General features: G+C 54.9%; 9 protein-coding genes. 6 read left to right on the top strand and 3 right to left on the bottom strand.

Features of this window, described 5'->3' with window-relative positions; translation table 11 throughout:
• Positions 1-191 precede the first annotated feature (191 nt).
• On the top strand, positions 192-722 hold the full coding sequence (locus NST84_RS09160; RefSeq protein WP_342565285.1) for a hypothetical protein: 531 nt from the start codon (positions 192-194) through the stop codon (positions 720-722).
• A gap of 98 nt (positions 723-820) precedes the next feature.
• Here NST84_RS09160 and NST84_RS09155 read toward each other — a convergent pair whose 3' ends face one another.
• A complete protein-coding gene (locus NST84_RS09155; RefSeq protein ID WP_342565284.1) occupies positions 821-1,198 on the bottom strand; it encodes a DUF423 domain-containing protein in 378 nt (125 codons plus the stop codon).
• Between the two features lie 169 nt (positions 1,199-1,367).
• On the opposite strand from NST84_RS09155, the gene NST84_RS09150 reads away from it, so the two are divergent.
• A complete protein-coding gene (locus NST84_RS09150) occupies positions 1,368-1,829 on the top strand; it encodes a hypothetical protein (RefSeq protein ID WP_342565283.1) in 462 nt (153 codons plus the stop codon).
• A gap of 79 nt (positions 1,830-1,908) precedes the next feature.
• Here NST84_RS09150 and NST84_RS09145 read toward each other — a convergent pair whose 3' ends face one another.
• Complete coding sequence (locus NST84_RS09145) at positions 1,909-2,799, bottom strand: hypothetical protein (protein ID WP_342565282.1); 891 nt, start codon at positions 2,797-2,799, stop codon at positions 1,909-1,911.
• A 130-nt stretch (positions 2,800-2,929) separates the two neighbouring features.
• Positions 2,930-4,522 carry an amidohydrolase gene (locus NST84_RS09140; protein ID WP_342565281.1) on the bottom strand — a complete coding sequence of 531 codons (1,593 nt, stop codon included), beginning with the start codon at positions 4,520-4,522 and terminating at the stop codon, positions 2,930-2,932.
• 164 nt (positions 4,523-4,686) lie between these two features.
• On the opposite strand from NST84_RS09140, the gene NST84_RS09135 reads away from it, so the two are divergent.
• The 4 genes from NST84_RS09135 (at position 4,687) to yhbH (ending at position 15,181) form a co-directional block, all read left to right on the top strand.
• The gene (locus NST84_RS09135) at positions 4,687-5,331 is read left to right on the top strand and encodes a methyltransferase domain-containing protein (RefSeq protein ID WP_342565280.1); all 645 of its coding nucleotides are present in this window, start codon (positions 4,687-4,689) and stop codon (positions 5,329-5,331) included.
• Between the two features lie 179 nt (positions 5,332-5,510).
• Positions 5,511-12,230, top strand: a complete 6,720-nt coding sequence (locus tag NST84_RS09130) for a hypothetical protein (protein WP_342565279.1) — start codon at positions 5,511-5,513, stop codon at positions 12,228-12,230.
• 26 nt (positions 12,231-12,256) lie between these two features.
• Positions 12,257-13,912: a DUF11 domain-containing protein gene (locus tag NST84_RS09125; protein ID WP_342565278.1), complete on the top strand. Its 1,656-nt coding sequence runs from the start codon at positions 12,257-12,259 to the stop codon at positions 13,910-13,912.
• A 108-nt stretch (positions 13,913-14,020) separates the two neighbouring features.
• Positions 14,021-15,181: a sporulation protein YhbH gene (gene yhbH, locus NST84_RS09120; RefSeq protein WP_342566381.1), complete on the top strand. Its 1,161-nt coding sequence runs from the start codon at positions 14,021-14,023 to the stop codon at positions 15,179-15,181.
• The last annotated feature ends 128 nt before the right edge of the window (positions 15,182-15,309 follow it).

The raw sequence follows: 15,309 nt of genomic DNA, 5'->3' as shown, positions 1-15,309 counted from the left end.
TTATTATCACATTTACGATGTATGTGTATGCACCGCGCCGGGACACGGTGTGGACGTATGGACCAAACGGCCTATAAAATCCACGATTTTCTGCTCTTTCATTTAGACAAACAAGGGTATGCTTATTAGAGGTTTAGTGGTATAGTTTTACTTGGCTTACGAATTGATTTGATGAAAAAGCTGGGGGATTTATGGACAAGAAACTGCAAAATACGGACGGTAATTATTTGTTTAACGTCGACATCCTGATTAACGCCCGTACCAACCCGCTTGCTCTGCAATATCTGCTGGAAATGCTGAACAGCAACAGCGATAAGGTTACGGACTTTAAAATCGTTTCGGGTCTTGAGCTGGGAAGAAGCATTGATGCGCTCCTCCGCTCAGCCAAAGCCGCTTTAAATCAGGAGACTCCGCAGCCGGTTCCATTCAAATTGCCGTTGAAGCCGGCGCTTGAGAAAACCGTAGCGGAGAAAGCTGTGATTGAAAAGGCCGAGAAACCAAGCCCGGTTAAGCCAGCCTCTGAAGATGCTTTTGCCAAGATCAGGCAATACATTCAGAATAACCAGCTGGTCCGTTTAAGGACAAACAGGCCCGGCAAGCAGGTATCCATGCCCTGCCGGATTCTAAATTTCGATGAAGCCGCCTCTACGATCAGCGTCTATCATGTCGACGAAAAACAAGTGTATACCTTTAAAATTTATGAAATTGATGAATTTGTGTAAGGGTATTCTTTACAGCAAACTGCAAAAAAAAGCACCTCCCGCGAATCAGTGTACGGGCAGGTGCTTTTTTTTTGCGCTGTTGGAGTCAGCTGCCGGGATTAGCCCTTGCGGGACAGGGCTTCCCAGGCCAGACTGACCCATCCGGCGATGAAGCATACGCCGCCTAAAGGGGTAATAGCCCCCAGGATGCTGATACCGGAAATACTGAGCACGTACAAGCTGCCGGAGAACAGGACGATTCCCGCGATAAGCAGCCAGCCCGCCCAGCGCAGCCGGGTACTCTCTCCCCATTGGCCGATCAGCACGGCAATAACAAGAAGGCCAATGGCATGAGCCATGTGATAATGAACACCTGTCTCGTAAACTGCCAGATGCTCGCTGCTGATTACACTTTTCAGCATATGAGCGCCGAAGGCGCCAATCATTACCGAGAGCATGGCCAGCAGGGCTCCCCAGGCCATAAATTTTCGCTGCATTGCAGTCACAACTCCTCTTCATTAAGCTCACCTTATCTTAACTTATGGATGCCTGTGAATTCCAGCTCGGGAGACTTCCGGATTATTCGCGGTTAATTCTTGCTTTTACAGCTGTATTGTGAAAAAGTGGAACTATAAAGTATTCATCCCATCACAAGGAGTGCTAAGTATGGAATCCAATTACCCGTCCAAAACAGACCAGCCGGCATATCCGCCGGATACACCGCTGAACGCCGCAGGTATGCCGGCAGAAACAGAACCAGAATATGTGTTTCAGGAGAACAAACGCGACTACAAGCATTCCGGACCCGGCATCGCCTCGTTCATCATTGCCCTGGTTACTGTAATCGGCTATGCCATTTCCTTTGTCTATGCAGGCATGCAGGCTACTACAATCCTCAGCGGCAGTAATGATGTTATCAACGACTCTTCGCAGGCTATCATGCTGCTCGGATTGACTGTGTTGATTCTGGCTGCTGTTAATGTCATTGGTGCCGTTACCGGCATTATCGGACTTACCCTCCGCAGACGCAAAAAAGTATTTGCCATTATCGGTACCGTTATCAATGCGGTGATTCTGATTCTGTTCATGCTGTTGATTGCTACCGTGCTGGTGAACGCGGGAGCCTGATCGTTAACCCTGTTCCATAAGTGCAGAAAAGAGCCGCAGCGGATGAAACCGCAGCGGCTCTTGTTGCGTTATCTGGCTGTTAACGGTTCACAAGCGAATCAAGCGAGGCATATACATGCGGCCCGAACCCTTCCGAAGCTTCACGCTGCGGGATGTTCAGCCGGATGATATAGCCTTGGCCGTCAACCTCCTTTACGATATACTGGTCGGTTAGTCCCGGGCCCATCGCTGTAAGGTACAGCCTCACGCCGGACATCCATTGCTCCCGCTCATCCTGGCTCAGGTTGATAACCTCGCCAACAGCCGAAAGCGCCTCGCGTCCTTCAGCTTCCAGCGCATCGAGGTTGAAATCGGAAGGCAGCTTGGTAATGTCAGCATAATAACCCGGATCGACCTTCATTGCCAGCCTGCCTGCGGCCCGATCAAAGGTAAAGATATCAAAGACATAAAGGGAATAGCCGTCTCCTTCCGCCAGCGCTGCCGCTTTCTCCTCCTCCATGCCTTCCAGGGTAAGCTTGAATACCCTGGTTGACGGCAAGGCTTCTCCGGAAGAAGCTTCCCCCCCGTCAGCCTTCTCCAGTCTGGAGAGCACCCGCTGTACAATGGCGGGATCGCCCTCCACCGGTTTTTCCACATATTCAATAATCACTGTATCATCCATTTCCAGCAGGGCAGGCGCTTCTTCTGTACCTGCTCCAAGTTCAAAGGCAGTCGGCCCTTCTTCTGTTTCTATCTCCACGGAATGATTGTCAATCTGGCCGATATAGGTACCCGTACCTTGAATGGCCTGCACGGGCTCTGACACAGGCGCCGGGGAAGGCGAGGCTGCCGCGGCTTCTGTCTGCACAGGGGCAACCGTTGCTGAGGGCTCGCCGGGCGCTTCTGCCGGGCTTTGGCCCCCGCAGGCTGTAATGGCCAGCATCAGGACAGCAACTGCTGCAGCTGCCGGTAAAGAACGTTGTAGTCTCATGTTGACGGCCTCCTTAGGTTTGCAGATCTGTAATACACTACCCTTATTAACGTTTAACCCGCTCAATGGGTTGCATAAACTTGTTCTGCTTCCATCGGGAATAGATGCCTCTTTGCCAAGCAGATCCTATTTAATCTGCACTGTAAGCCACAGCACCGTTAATTACGGTCATCCGCGCTTTAACCTTAAGCAGTTCCTCCGTATCTCCCAGGATATCACGGTCTGTCACTGTAAAATCTGCCCGGTAGCCGGGAGCGATACGCCCCCGTTCCGCTGACTCCCCGGCTGCAGCAGCACTGCCTTCCGTGAACAGGCGGAGCGCTTCCTGCGGACTCAGCTTCTCTTCAGGCAGATAACCCCCGTGATGCTCGCCCGGCCTGCACCGGGTAACAGCCGCATGCATGCCCAGGAACGGGCTCAGCGGCTCGATCGGGGCATCGCTGCCTCCGGCGCAGGGAATGCCTGCGGCCAGGAGCTTTTTCCATGCGTAGAGATGGCCGGTCCGCTCAGGGCCGACCCGGTCCAGCACCCATGGAAAGTCGCTCGCGACAAACCGCGGCTGAATGTCGGCAATCAGCCGCATGGCGGCCATCTGCTGAACGAGGCTGCTGTTCAGCACCTGGGCGTGAATGAACCGGTCCGGGAGCGCCGCGTCCGGTGCAAGCGGCACATGCCGCATCGCGGCCAGCGTCACCCGCGCCGCCGCATCGCCGATGGCATGCACCGCCACCGGATACCCCAGCCTGCGGGCTGAGCTGACGATATCATTCAGCCCCTGCCGGGAATGGATCGCGATGCCTGAGGTTTCAGGCGCATCGCTGTAAGGCTGCTCCAGCAGAGCCGTCCGCCCGCCGATCGCTCCGTCAGCGAACAGCTTGACTGCGCCAAGCCGCAGCCATTCATCCCCGCTGCCTGCGGCCAGCCCCAGCTGCTCCACTTCCTGCAGATAGGCATAGTAGAGCAGCTGATGGGTACGGAACAGCAGCCCTTCTTCGCGCAGCTCGCGGTGAATGCGCAGCATCGTCCCTACGCTGCCCAAGAGACGCAGGTCCTCGGTATGGACCGCAGTCAGCCCCAGCGAAAGCGCGTCCGTAATGCCGCGGCGCACCGCCTGTTTCAGGACGGCATAATCCGGGGCCGGCTGCACCTCGTTGAACGGCTGGACGGCGTCCTCGTAGATCCAGCCGTTCAGCTCTCCGCCGCTGTCGCGGCCGTAAGCGCCGGAGGCAAAGTCAGGCGTGGAAGCCGTGACGCCTGCAAGCCGGAACGCCTCGCTGTTGCCCAGAAAAGCGTGGAAGCAGGTCCGGGTCAGGAACACCGGATGCTGCTGCGTCACTGCATCAAGCTCTGAGATGTGCGGAGCGGCGGCAGGAATGAACTCATTCTCGTTCCAGTTGAGGCCGAGAATCCATTCCCCCGGCGGTGTAACCGCCGCCCGCTCCCTGATCGCCCGCAGCATCTCCTCCTTGGAGGCCATACCCGTGAAATCCAGCATGTCCAGCTTCATGCCATGCATGCCCAGATGCACATGCGCATCAACCAGACCTGGCAGGACCTGGCCGCCGTCCCAGTCAATAACCTGCGCACCCCGTCCGGACAGCTGGAGGGACAGCTCACTGCTTTTACCAATGGCCCGGATAAAGCCGTCCTCCACCAGTACAGCATCCTCCCCGGAGTAGCCGGCCGCGCTCAGATTCCCATTTTTGAACAAGGTTAACGCCATTTGTATCCGCTCCTTTAATATTGAAGTCTTTTTGAAATGAATAGGAAGAAAAAGGCTGAAATCCGGTTTCTTCCCCGGCCCATAGGCATCTACCGGAAGCAGGAGCCTGCGGAAATAATACTATAGTGAAGAGCCTTATTTTATCCCCCGAAGGAGTGGTTGCCTTGAAAATCGATATCGGCTGCGGCTCCGCCAAAGAATCAGGTTATCTGGGAATCGACCGGACCCCGTACCCCGGAGTGGATATCGTCTGTGATATTAATGAAGGGATTCCGCTGCCGGACAACACCGCTGAATTCGTCATGGCCAGCCGCGTGCTGCCGTACGTGGACGATCTGATGGCGGTTATGGCGGAAATTTACCGGATCAGCTGTCATAAGGCGGTTGTCTGCATCCTGGCTCCTTATGCGCACAGCTATCCGCACAGCTCCAATCCTTTTTTCAAGCAAAAGTTCGATGAGTATACCCCGCGTTATTTCACAGGCAGCTTTTATCAGCCATCCGCTGGCACGCTCTCGCCGGCATTGCCCGATTATCCGTCTCCTGCACCTCCGTTTGATTACCGGCTGCTCCGGATGGAGCTATTCTACCAGTATCCTTTTGACCAGTCGCTGTATGAAACGGAAGAGCTGGATATCCTCAAAACGCTTCAGGCGAATGTCGTTCATGAAATTATGTACCATTTCGTCGTGGTCAAGAAGGAGATCGCCTATGCCGAGCTGGAAGCGATGAGCCGTACCCCTTATCCGGAGCCGCATATTCTGCTGGACCGCAGACGCCTCGCCAGACTTAGAGAAGAACAGATGTAGGACTGCTGCCGCCGTAACGCAAACTGTCCTGTATATTTCAAAAAAGTTGCTGATGGACAAACAAGTAACCTCTCACTCCCTCATAGGCTAATATATCACAAGAAAGATGGCACATCGTCTCTGCAGGTGACGGTCTGCTTTTTTTCGTTTCAGCTTATGGGCAGTTTCATTAAAAGGAGGTGAAAATTATTCCTCTAGTCGTCCGGTCTACAATCAATGCAACAGGTGCAATAACGTTTACAGGCAACACGCTCGGCTTAAGCCGTTCGGATACTATAGGCGTGCCCGGAACACAGGACAGTATAGGCGCCTTCAGTACAGTTAATACCGCCTCTGTCTTTGGTACTTATCCTGCCGGAACGACCAGCCTTTATCAGAGCAACAGCTCTGCAGCCATTCTGACCATTCCCGCCGGAAGTACGGTGCTGTATGCTGAACTGATCTGGGGCGGCTCCTATATTAACGGTTCCGTCAATCTTAGCGCGGCCATCAATAACCCGGTTTCGCTGACAACACCGGCCGGCAATACGGTCAGTGTGTCTCCGGATCCGGCCACCAATAATACGGTTGATCTGGGCGGCGGGGCTGCAGCTTATGTGCGTTCCAATAATGTGACCAGCACCATTCAGGCAGGCGGAGCAGGGACTTACATTGTTGGCGGGGTAGTCGGCACCATTGTCATCTCCGGTGATTCGACAGCCAATCATGCCGGCTGGACGCTTGGCGTTATCTATCAGAACCCGAACCTGCCCTTCCGCAACATGTCTCTCCGCGCCGGAGCAGTACTGGTCCAATCCACTTCAGCTCCTGTCGTCACTACGATTACCGGCTTTGCCACCCCTGTATCCGGGGCGCTCGGCGGACGTATTCTGTTCAGCGCGCAGGAAGGGGATGCCAACCGGTCCGGTGACCAGGCTTTGTTCGGCCCTACATCCGCTACCCAGGTGGCATTGTCCGGGCCTAATAACTTTGCCAACAACTTTTTTGCCTCACAGATTAACAATGATGCCGGCGCGCTGAATACCACCGGAACCTTCGGCAACCGCAACCAGACCAACGGCAGTCCGGGCAGTAATATTATCGGCGGCCGTCAGGGCTGGGATATCACCAATGTTGATGTGTCAGCCAGGCTGGTTAATAACCAGTCTTCCGCCCTGCTGACGCTGACAACTTCAGGTGATGCCTATGTAGTTAATGCAAATGCACTGCAGATTGATATCAATGCTCCCAAAATCAGTCTGACCAAAGGGTCCAATGTAACGGGAACGATTGTCGGTGACACCGTAACTTATACTGTAACTGTCAGCAATACCGGTACAGCCAGTGCCGCCAGTGTTGTGCTGTCGGATACTATGCCGCCCGGGCTGACCTTTGTTCCCGGAAGCGTCGTCGTTGCCGGGGTATCCAGGCCCACTTTTGATATAACAGCAGGTATTCCCTTAGGCTCGCTTGCGCTCGGCACCTCTGTGACCATTACATATCAGGCGAGGGTCACTTCACTGCCTAACCCGCAGTTTGTTCCGAATGCCGCCAATGCGGCGTTTACGTTCCAAAGTGTGGCCGGCGGCCCGATTGTATCCGGTGTTATTCCGTCTAATACGAACACGCTGCCGGTATACTCTCCCGTACTGGGACTTGTTAAAAGCGCCAACACCACCAATGCCACCGTCGGCGATCAGATTACCTACACGATACAGATCTCTAATACCGGGAATATCGGGGCAACCACTACCCTGACTGATAATATCCCGGCAGGCAGCACCTATGTCCCCGGCAGCTTCACTGTTAACGGCACGCCTGTAGCCGGAAATCCGGCCACCGGGATTCCGATCGGCACCATTGCCGCCGGAGGAAGCTCAACCGTGCAGTTCCGGGTTGTGGTGAACAGCCTGCCGTCACCGCCCCAGCTTGTTGACCAGGCAACCGCTGCCTACACCTTCCTGGTGCCTGACGGCCGGACCGTTTCCGGTTCTGCCGCTTCAAATACACTGACTATACCTGTAACCCTGCCTAACGTAGCCGTTGTCAAAAGCGCCAGCCTGCCTGATGTTGCTGTTGGAGACACCTTGCTCTATACCTCGGTCATCAGCAACAACGGCATTGCTGCCGTCAGCAATGTTGTGCTGTCCGATCCGATCCCTGCCGGCAGCACCTTTGTACCGGGCAGTGTGGTTGTAGCCGGGACAGCCCCGCCGGCTGCCGATCCGGCTTCAGGAATTACGGTCGGAACCATTGCCGCCGGCGCCAGTGTCACTGTCACTTTTCAGGTGAGCATTACTTCAGTCCCGGCAGGCGCCCAGCTCTCAAACCGCTCCTCGGCCTCCTACAGCTCCGGGGCGTTCACTGCCATTACACAGTCCAATATTGTAACAACCCCGGTCTTCCAGCCGGTGATCACTATCGTAAAAAGCGCCAGCCCCTCCAGTGCTACCGTCGGAGGCAATGTCCTCTACACGCTGCAGGTAAGAAATACAGGTAACATTGCTGCAGTTGTTACACTAAGTGATAACATTCCAGCGGGCTCATCTTTTGTTCCCGGCAGTGTTATTGTAAATAATGTCGTCCGTCCGTCGGATTCCCCGCTCACCGGGATTCCGCTGGGATCTGTAGCGCCGGGAGCTACTGTGACGGTAACCTTTCTGACTTCGGTACAGTCACTTCCGTCACCGGCGGTATTAACGGACCAGGGCAGCAGCAGCTATACCTATCAGCTGCCCAGCGGCCGTTCCCTGGCCGGCACAAGCGTATCCAATACGGTAAGCATTCCGGTCTCTGCGCCTAATATTAATCTGCTGAAAAGCGCCAGCCTGACTGCCATTGCCGTCGGAGAATATATCACCTATACCGTTTCTCTCTCCAATCCAAGCGGTGTCGCCGTCAGCAATGTCGTCCTGTCTGATCCGATTCCGGCCGGAGGGGCATTTGTGGCCGGAAGCACCACTATTAACGGTACTGCGGCGCCTTCGGCTAATCCCGGTGCCGGCATCAACCTGGGAACCATCGCTGCAGGCGCTACTGTTGTCGTCACCTTCCAGGTCAATGCAACCTCTGTACCGCCGTCAGGACAGCTTAGCAACCGGGCCAGCGCGTCCTTTACCGCCGGCTCATTCAGCGGTACGGCGTTGTCCGGTACCATCAATACACCTGTCTTTACGCCCGTAATCAGTCTGGTCAAAAGCGCAAATGCCGCCCAGGCTTCTGTGGGCAGCTCCTTGTCCTTCTCCATTATGGCCAGCAACACAGGCAATATCGCCGCTACACTGAACCTGACCGATAGCCTGCCGCCTCAGGTCACCTTTGAGCCGAACAGTGTCATCGTCGGCGGCACACCGCTGCCGGGCTATGATCTGGTGAACGGCGTGCCGGTCGGCCCGCTTGCCCCCGGCGACAGCGTCACGGTGAGCTTTCTTGTCACCGTCACAGCCCTGCCGCCGAACCAGCAGCTGCTGAACTCTGCAGCAGCCTCGTATACCTTCACCCTGCCGGATGGCCGGCAGCTTGGAGGGAACACCGTTTCGAACACGCTGGCTGTTCCTGTCTCCGCACCCAATATCAATGTTGTCAAAAGCGTCAATGCCATCGACGCCGTCACAGGCGACATCCTGACCTTCACCTCCGTGCTGACGAACACCGGTATTGCTGCTGTCAATAACATCATTCTCAGCGATCCTCTGCCTGAGAATGCAGTCTTCATTCCCGGAACCGTAATTGTAGGCGGCGTCTCCCAGCCGCTATCAGTTCCGTCCACCGGCATTCCAATCGGCAGTCTGGCCCCAGGGGCAACAGTTGCCGTAACATTCGAGGTGAGGATTACAATGCCGATTCCTTCACAGATTAATAACCAGTCAACCGTCAGCTTTACCTCAGGGGTCTTTTCCGGTTCATCCAGTTCCAATGTAACGACCACCCCGGTCATACAGCCGCAGATCTCGCTGGTAAAAAGCGCAAATGATCTAAACGCAACCGTCGGCGATACGATTATTTATACCGTCGTCGTCAGCAACACCGGTAATCTGGCAGCAAACGTAACCCTGACCGACAATATCCCGGCAGGAACCACCTTTGATCCGAACAGTGTCATTGTCGGCGGCTTTCCGCAGCCGGGTTCGGCCCCTGACACCGGGATCGCCGTAGGCACCGTCGCTCCCGGAGCCAGTGTAACGGTCAGCTTCACTGTGTTTATCGTCTCCCTGCCGAACCCGCAGCAGCTCGTCAACCAGGCCAGCTCCACCTTCACCTTCACACCGCCGGACGGCCGTCTGCTGACCGGAACAGCAGTATCCAATACCGTAACCATCGCTGTATCTGCACCAAACCTTGCCTTAGTAAAAAGCACCACCTTCACCGCCGCCGCACTCGGCGACACCATCCCGTACACGGTGACGATTACCAACAACGGGATCGATCCGGTCAATAATGTGCTGATTAATGATCCTACGCCTGACGGTACCACCTTTGTAACCGGCAGTGTGGCTGTCAACGGCGTACCTTTTCCAAATGCCAATCCGGCTACTGGAATAGCCATCGGTACACTGGCAGCCGGTTTCGTCGCAGTGGTTACCTACAATGTACGGGTAACCTCCGTACCGGCTGACGCCTCAATTGATAACCAGGCGACTGTAACTTATACCTCAGGGGTATTCTCAGGTTCAACCTGGTCAAATCCAGTAGCTGTGCCCGTCTTTCAGCCAAATATTGCTGTCGTCAAAAGTGCCAGCACCCTCAATGCTACAGTCGGCGATACGGTAACCTACTCACTGACTGTAAACAATACCGGAAACTATCCTGCCGCTCTGACCGTGACCGATAACATCCCTGCCGGCACAACCTTCGTACCGAACAGCGTGCTGATTAACGGCTTGCCGCTGCCGCAGGCTGATCCTGCTGCCGGAATTGCTGCCGGGACTATTCCTGCCGCTGGAACCGTAGTGGTACAGTTCTCGGTTGTTATTACCTCTCTTCCTTCACCGCAGCTTCTGGTCAATCAGGGAACAGCCGCTTATACCTTCACCTTACCGGACGGACGGACACTCAGCGGGTCGGCGACGTCGAATACGTTCACCATTCCGGTGTCCAACCCGAATCTGGGCGTGGTCAAGAGTACCGCTACTACCGCTACGACTGTTGGAGATTCCATCACTTATACAGTAGTTTTGACCAATAACGGGATCGCCACTGTCAATAATGTTGTGTTCACAGATGCGCTTCCAGCGGGAACTGCCTTTACAACTGGTAGTGTGCTGGTGGACGGCGTGCCGCGTCCGGGCGCCTCACCATCTACCGGCGTGAATATCGGCAGCATTGCACCCGGCACTTCTGTCACAGTTGCCTTTACAGTCAGCGTAACTTCACTGCCGGCAACCGGACTGCTTAACAATCAGTCCTCCGTCAGCTTCACTTCCGGAGCGCTTGCCAATGCAGCCTTCTCCAATATTGTTACTACACCGGTTTATCAGCCGATTGTCGCCGCCGTTAAATCATCCAACGTCACCAGTGCAACTGTCGGTGATACCATTACTTATACTGTTACTGTTAATAATTCCGGCAATTATCCGGCCACAGGCACTTTGACGGATACGATTCCTGCCGGTACCGTCCTTGTAGCCAACAGTGTCCTGGTCGGCGGCCAGCCGGTTCCGGGCAGCGATCCGGCCACCGGTGTTCCGCTCGGCACCATTGCCGCAGGGGCTTCCCTGACCGTTACCTTCTCTGTGTTGATCGATACCCTGCCGCCAAGCCAGCAGCTGAGCAATCAGGCTATTCTCTCCCTGGCTTATACGCTGCCTGACGGCCGGACCTTCAACCAGACTGCAGCCTCCAACATTAATCTGATTTCGGTATCTTCACCTAACGTTGCGGTCGTCAAAAGCACTGCCGTTATCGATGCCGTCATCGGTGATACCGTTCCATACACAGTCGTCGTCACCAATAACGGGATCGCGCCGATCAACAACGTCGTGCTCAGTGACCCGATACCTGCAGGTGCTTCCTTTGTCACCGGCAGCGTAAATGTTGACGGTACCCCGGTACCGGGAGCTAATCCGGCTAATGGTATCGCAGTCGGCACGATTGCACCGGGAGCTTCGTCCACCATTACCTTCAATATCCTTGTTAACGCACTGCCTGCAAGTACCGTCCTGAACAATCAGGCTTCGGTAAGCTTCACCTCCGGCGCATTCTCCGGTGCATCCTATTCCAACAACCTGATTACACCGGTATACCAGCCGTTCATCAATGTCGTTAAGAGTGCAGATACAGCTAACGCCACTGTCGGCGATACAGTCACTTACTTCCTGAATGTGAACAACACAGGCAACCTGCCGGCCAATGTCACTGTAACAGACGCGATTCCTCCTGGCGCTGTATTTGTGCCAAACAGCGTTCTGATCAATGGCGTACCGCAGCCGGGTGCAGATCCAACGGCGGGAATCGCCGTAGGTACGGTTGCAGCCGGAGCCAGCGTTACCATAACCGTTACGCTGCAGGTAACCGTGGCCTCCCTGCCTTCACCGCAGCAGCTCGTCAACCAGGCGGCGGCCACCTTCACCTTCACTCCGCCGGACGGACGTCTGCTTTCCGGTTCCTCACTGTCCAACGTGCTTGTGATTCCGGTATCTTCTCCGGATGTTACAGCAGTTAAGAGTACTCCGGCAATAGATGCGGTGGTCGGCGACATCATCAATTACACAATCGTTGTCACCAACAACGGTATTGTTGCGGTCAATAATGTTGTACTGGTCGACCCGATTCCGGCAGGCAGCCAGTTCGTCATCGGAAGCGTGGCCGTTGACGGCGTTCAGCGCCCGACTGCCAACCCTGCGGCCGGTATCGTAATCGGCACGATTGCAGCCGGAGCTTCATCAACCGTAACCTTCCAGGTACAGGTAATCGCCATATGACACCCGGACCGAATCTGCAACCCGTCGTGACGAATCAATCCATGGTGCTGTTCAGCTCAGCGGCGGGGATTGACGGAATTACTTTTTCCAACACCGTCAATACCCAGGTTGTAGGTCCTGTTCTCTCTCTGGCCAAAAGCGCAGACAAAACCAGTGTTTCCCTCGGGGAAACACTGGTTTATACCATCACGGCAAGCAACAGCGGCAATCTTCCTGCGCTGGTTACCGTTATGGATGCCCTTCCCGCAGGGGTATCGTTTATTGCCAACAGCGTCATAAGAGATGGTGTGCCGCTGCCCGGTGTATCTCCAGAAGGCGGCATTCCGCTTGATGCGGTTGCCCCGCAAAGCCAGGTTACCGTAGCCTTCCAGGTGATCGTCGTTTCGCTTCCGCCGTCACTTGAGCTGCAGAATGCCGCAACCGGCCAATACTCCTTTCTTACTGCGGGCGGCAGAATGATACAGGGGGAAATCCGCTCGAACATTGTCACAGTACCTCTGCTGTCCTATCAGCTCTCCATTCTGCTTACTGTCAACACCCCGACCTCCTTCATCGGAGATGTGATCACCTACACGCTCCTGCTGAGAAACGAGGGGGTACGGCCTTTAGCCGCTGTTTCTGCAGTCATCCCTGTGCCGGAGGGGACCGTGTTTATCCCCGGAAGCGTAATCGCCGGCGGAGTCTATTCACCGGAAGCGGACCCTGCTGCCGGCATTCCGCTGGGAACCCTGGCCGCCAGCGCCGCTGCGGAAATCTCCTTCCGGGTACGGGTCAGCACAGTCCCGCCGGAATCCGTACTTGTAACGAATGCGGCACTCTCCTACGTCGTCGACGAGGATCCCGAATTGGTGGAAAGCAACACAGTAAACGTGGCCGTTGTGCAGGCAGGCATCAATGTCAGTCTTAAGGTAGACCGGCACAGTGCCACTCCGGGCGATAACCTGCGCTATGAATTTACAGTTACCAACAGCGGCAACCTGGCTGTTGAAGCCGTTCTTGCCGATACTATCCCCGCCGGTACCCTGTTTATCTGGGACAGCATACAGGTAAACGGGGTGCCCCGGCCGGGTGTCCGTCCCGGGGAGGGCATTCCGCTTGGCACCTTAAGACCGGGAGCCATAGTTCATGTAGGGTTTCTCGTGTCTGTACCCGCCGCTACCGATATCCGTGAGCTGCCGGCAATCCGCAACCAGGGGAGTGCCGGATATACCTATACACTGCCGGACGGCCGGAATGTCAGACAGTATTCCCGGTCCAACACCGTGATTACCCTGCTGTACGCCCCGATTATCACCATTCAGATGACCGGTGAGCCGCCAATTGTCGAACATGGAAGCATTGCCGAGTTCAATATCCATGTAATGAACAGCGGAAATTATCCTGCTGATGTAACCGTAATCCGGATTGTGCCGCAGGGCACGGTTATTGAACCGGATATTGTAACGATCAGCTCAGTCACGGTACCTGGCAATTCATACAGCGGCGCTGTACCGCTCGGTGTTCTTGAGCCGGGACAGACGGTCCACCTGACCTACAGGGTCAGAATCAATATCGATTACATGGGCAATACCCTCCAGGGCTATGCAACAGCACTGTATACGTATACCATTGAAGACCGCCGTTATTCAGGTGAAGCAAGATCCAACGCTTACCGCCTGATTATTGAAGAGATCAGCGAGTAAAGACAGTTCACATATCCCCCACTCCCATGAATATACTTTAGTTACAACCCTTTCAGCGGACTAAGGCTTGTGCATCGACTGAATTATATTTCATGGGAGGTGGTCATCCTGCCGCAATCACCGGAACCGTACGCGTTTGTAGTCTCAAAAGAAGACTGGTCCCTGCACCGTAAAGGCCATCAGGATCAGGAACGTCACCAGCAGAAGGTCAGGGAAGCCATTAAGGATAATCTGCCCGACCTTGTTACCGAAGAGAACATTATCATGTCCGACGGCAAGCAGATTGTAAAAGTACCGATCCGCAGTCTGGATGAATACCGGATTATTTATAACTTCCGCAAACAGAAACACGTCGGCCAGGGCGACGGCGACAGCCAGGTGGGCGATGTGCTCGGCCGTGATTCCCAGTCCTCCCAGCCGGGCAAAGGCGACAAGGCCGGTGATCAGCCGGGCCAGGACACGGTTGAGGCGGAGGTCAATCTGGAGGATCTGGAGGATATTCTGTTTCAGGACCTGGAACTTCCGCATCTGGCCCCCAAGGATAAGGAAGAGATCGAGGTCAAATCCATTGTATTCAACGACATCCGTAAAAAAGGCATGATGTCGAACATCGACAAGAAGCGTACCCTGCTGGAGAACCTGCGGCGTAACGCCAGCAGCGGCCGGCCGGGCATCCACAGCATCAGCCCGGATGATCTGCGCTACAAAACCTGGGATGATATTACGATCCCCCACTCTAATGCCGTTATCATTGCAATGATGGATACGTCGGGCAGTATGGGTACCTTTGAGAAGTATTGCGCCCGCAGCTTCTTTTTCTGGATGACCCGCTTCCTGCGCCGCCAGTACGAGAAGGTTGATATCGTCTTCCTGGCCCATCATACCGAAGCCAAGGAAGTCAGCGAGCATGATTTCTTCACCCGGGGCGAGAGCGGCGGCACGATCTGTTCCTCGGCCTACCAGAAGGCGATTGAGATTATCGACAGCCGCTATCCGCCGGCAAAATATAATATCTACCCGTTCCACTTCTCCGACGGCGACAACCTGACCTCGGATAACGAACGCTGCGTCAAGCTGATCGGCGAGCTGCTGAAGCGCAGCAACATGTTCGGCTATGGCGAGGTGAACCAGTACAACCGCAGCAGCACGCTGATGTCCGCCTACCGCCATATGAAGCAGGAGCAGTTCATGCATTATGTCATCAAGGACAAAAAAGAAGTGTATCAGGCGCTCAAGACCTTTTTTGGCAAAAGAACTCCGGTGAAGTAAGCTCAGTTACGATAAAAACACAAACCTCCTCCCTCTGCGGATGAGGTTTTTTGCTGTGCTGTTGCCTGTTGACATCTATATCGGCAGACGATATAGTCAATATATCGGTTGACGATATAACGTAAAAC

The sequence above is a fragment of the Paenibacillus sp. FSL R7-0345 genome (genome assembly GCF_038595055.1).
GTDB lineage: Bacteria > Bacillota > Bacilli > Paenibacillales > Paenibacillaceae > Paenibacillus_AQ.
Note: the sequence above shows the minus strand (reverse complement) of the source record. Positions and strands in the feature narration are given on the sequence as shown.

Coding starts and splice junctions, on each gene's coding strand:
- NST84_RS09160 (WP_342565285.1), top strand. CDS start 192: ATGGACAAGAAACTGCAAAATACGGACGGTAATTATTTGTTTAACGTC.
- NST84_RS09155 (WP_342565284.1), bottom strand. CDS start 1,198: ATGCAGCGAAAATTTATGGCCTGGGGAGCCCTGCTGGCCATGCTCTCG.
- NST84_RS09150 (WP_342565283.1), top strand. CDS start 1,368: ATGGAATCCAATTACCCGTCCAAAACAGACCAGCCGGCATATCCGCCG.
- NST84_RS09145 (WP_342565282.1), bottom strand. CDS start 2,799: ATGAGACTACAACGTTCTTTACCGGCAGCTGCAGCAGTTGCTGTCCTG.
- NST84_RS09140 (WP_342565281.1), bottom strand. CDS start 4,522: ATGGCGTTAACCTTGTTCAAAAATGGGAATCTGAGCGCGGCCGGCTAC.